Genomic DNA, 3,284 nt, shown 5'->3' with positions numbered 1-3,284 from the left:
TGTAGCTGATTACCAGCAGCCGGGTTACCACCAGGTGCTATGGAATGGCAGAGATCAATCAGGCCGCGTAGTGCCCGCTGGCGTCTACATCGCCCGTTTGGTGACGCCAGAGTACACTAAGTCCATCAAGATGAGTCTATTGAAGTAAGCTGTAATGCTGAGTCTTGTCCTAAGCTTGTCGAAGGATTGTCGAAGCATGGTGCTGCTGAAATAGGGGATTTATCGCTCACCACCAAGCCCCTTTTTTACCTCACCCCTCGGCCCCCGTCCCGGAGCCTGGATATTCATCAGGTAGCTGGCTTTGATCAGGAATATATTTTCGGCCTCAATCCCGAACAGGTCCTGCACATCCCGGCCCACGTTGAAATCGCCGGTCTCCAGCTCTTCCGACATGTTCTGGGCCCAGACCAGGTAAATGGCCGACCCGGTCTGGTATTCCCACCGCAGCACCAGGTTCGAGCTGAACTGCTTGTAATTGAAGTCCCGGTTCCACAGCTCGAAGTTGATCGCCCCATCATCGTCAGTGTCGTAGGTATAGGGATCACCGTCGAAATCCCGCTCGGCGTCCGTGAACACGTGGAACCGGTCCTTGAAGTGCTCGGCCTCGTACTGGCCTTTCAACACCAGCTTGTCTTCGCTGAAAGCCCCGGCTGTGACAAACGGATTGCCGTAGTACTGAATGGTCAGGTTGGGCGTCAGCGACAGATCGAATCGGATGGTGGCGGAGACCGTCTGGCGGTCCAGCGTGGCCATGATATACTGTTCCGCACCGGTCTGGGCATCGGTGATGGGCCCGTAATCGCTCCAGGTGGACCAGGTGTCGTGCATGCCGCTCCAGCCGGATGAAGCCGTGAGTGAGAAGTAGTTGGTAGGCCGCCAGGTGAGGCTGGCGGATATGCTCGACCAGCGCACCCCGCTCTCCGGGGCGCTTCCCATACTGGAATTGGCGCCTACGGACAGTGCCTTACGATAATCGCTGCTCACGGAGAACCAGCTGTTTTGAGTTGGGTCCTCGGTCATGGCCGGCCCGCCCCACAGGCCGGTGGTGTTCAGACCGCGGGCATCCAAACCAATACCCCCGTTCAGCGACCAGTAATTCATGAAGGTCAGGCCGCCGTTAATGTTGCCTCCGAGGCTGGTCATCTCGTCCAGCCAGGCAAAAGTGAAGCCGGTCCAGCCATTGAAGTTCAAACTCCACCGGCGAATGATCCGGCCGGGATCATCTTCCCGATACTGCCACCAGATAAACTGGATGGAATTGTCCACATTCCGGTTGTAGCCGATGTCATTGGCGTTGAATCCGGGGGAATAGAACCATCCCCCGATGGCCCAGCGCCAGTGCTCACCCCTGTTCCTGCTCAGCACCATGTTCCCGGCGAAACCGCTGAGCATGGTGGCGCTGGAATCGACCCCGAGATGGGGGGCACCCGGACGCTGGAAGCCGTGGTTAGGACTCAGTTGAGTCTCGGTGATCGCCTCCCGCGAACCGCGTACGTTGCTGAAGCCGATATTGGTGCTGAACTCGTAGGTGTCGTCTTTGAACCGGTGGCTGATATCGAATCCGGCGCCATAAGCATCCCGGTGCAGCCAATTCAGGTGAGCGTCATCCAGGCGGCGGTTGGTAGCCGTCGCGATGCCACCGATGGTGGTCTTACCTTCGCGGTAATCCTTCTGCACCCGGGTGACAAAATAGTTGGTCAGCGGCTCCACGGTCTCCTTCTCGGTGGGCGCCTCCTCGTATTCGATGGTGGCCTGTTCTTCGGCGGTCATTGCGTCGAGGATACCGATAGACCAGCCGGAGCTGGTCTTACCGGACAGCTTGCCGGCACCCAGGATGGTGGTGGCCATAGGGGCCTCCACGTAACCCTCTTCGGTGTCGGGATAATGGTGCGGGTTGCGCCCGATGCGGCGGGTATAGAACAAGGAGTTATTGCTCATCGGGTTATCCCCGATCCCCAGTCCAAACTGGTAAATGTTCCCGCCTTCCACGAAAAACGGTCGCCGTTCCGGGAAGAAGGTTTCGAAAGCGGAGATATTCAGCTCGGCCGGGTCGGCCTCCACCTGACCGAAGTCGGGATTGAGCGTCAGGTCCAGGGTCAAGTTGTTGGTAAGGCCAACTTTCAGATCGGCCCCCAGGTTACTGCCCAGGTCGTACGTTTCGGGATGCACCGGAGTCTTGTAGGCGCTGGCCGTGGCATACCGGCCCGTGGTATAGGGCGCGACATAGATTCGCCGCTGGCGGGGAATCTTGACAAGATTATTCAGGCGGCCGTAATGCCGCACCCAGCCGGTCTCCTCCTTCGGCCAGAAGGACCAGAAATCGTCCTCGTTCTTGCGCGCGATATAACGGAATACCTGCAGGCCCCAGGTCTGGTTTTTACCGTTGGAAAAGCGCAGCTCGCGGAAGGGAATCCGGAACTCGGCCGACCAGCCGTCCTCCTCAAGGGCTGCTTTCCCTTCCCAGATCGCGTCCCAGTTCAGGTCCATATTCATGTCATCATAGCGTCGGAGGTCGCGCTTGACGCCCAGGGGGTTGAGCCAGAACTCGAACGCCGTGCGATGGTCGTTGTAGCTGTCGAGCGAAACGTGCACCCAGTCGCTGGGTGTTTCCTCGTCCCGGCGGCTCAAAATGCTGCTGATCCCGCTGGGATCGGAATCGTAGGCCTTCAGGCCAATGTAGATGAACTCATCGTCGTAAAGGACGGCAAATTCCGTGCGTTCGGTGGCGGCTTTCCCTTCCAGGGGATCGCGCTGAATGAAATCGGAGGCGTATTCCGCACGTTGCCAGGCCGGATCACCCAGAGACCCGTCAATGTGAATAGATCCATTATTGATATACACTGCATTGATGGACCGTGGCCCATCCCGATCAGTGAGTTCTGTTTTTGCACCGGTCAGGCCTGTCACCAGTACTAGAAGGAAAAGAATCCAGGGGAATCTCATAATTTCATTCCTTTACCCACTCCTGAAAAAAGCTTGCATCTGTAAGACGCCGTTGTTAAGGGGAAGGTTGTCAAGAAATCCAATGGTGATCCTGGACCTGTCCGGTCAGGATGCGTACTCCTGGAGGGTGGTGAGTTGGTCCTTAGCCCGGCGGGATCAAGGGGGTCCTGGGCTGACCATCCCCGAAGGATTAGGTCATTCTAACCCTGGATACGCTACTCGTGGAATAATATGCTTTCTACGAGCACTAACTTTTTTGTCTTGACTTTTACCTCTTATTCATTTACCATTTCAATGGTAAAGCATTATATATCACCGAAGGGGGGCACTCATTATTGTGC

The 3,284-nt window shown here is 56.9% G+C and carries 1 protein-coding gene; it reads right to left on the bottom strand.

Annotated features, from left to right (window positions below; genetic code table 11):
* Nucleotides 1-219 precede the first annotated feature (219 nt).
* On the bottom strand, nt 220-2,943 hold the full coding sequence (locus tag ACETWG_01680; GenBank protein ID MFB0515296.1) for a DUF5916 domain-containing protein: 2,724 nt from the start codon (nt 2,941-2,943) through the stop codon (nt 220-222).
* Between the last annotated feature and the right edge of the window lie 341 nt (nt 2,944-3,284).

It is taken from the genome of Candidatus Neomarinimicrobiota bacterium (assembly GCA_041862535.1).
Classification (GTDB): domain Bacteria; phylum Fidelibacterota; class Marinisomatia; order SCGC-AAA003-L08; family TS1B11.
The sequence above is the reverse complement of the archived record's forward strand: the minus strand, read 5'-3'. Positions and strand labels throughout refer to the sequence as shown.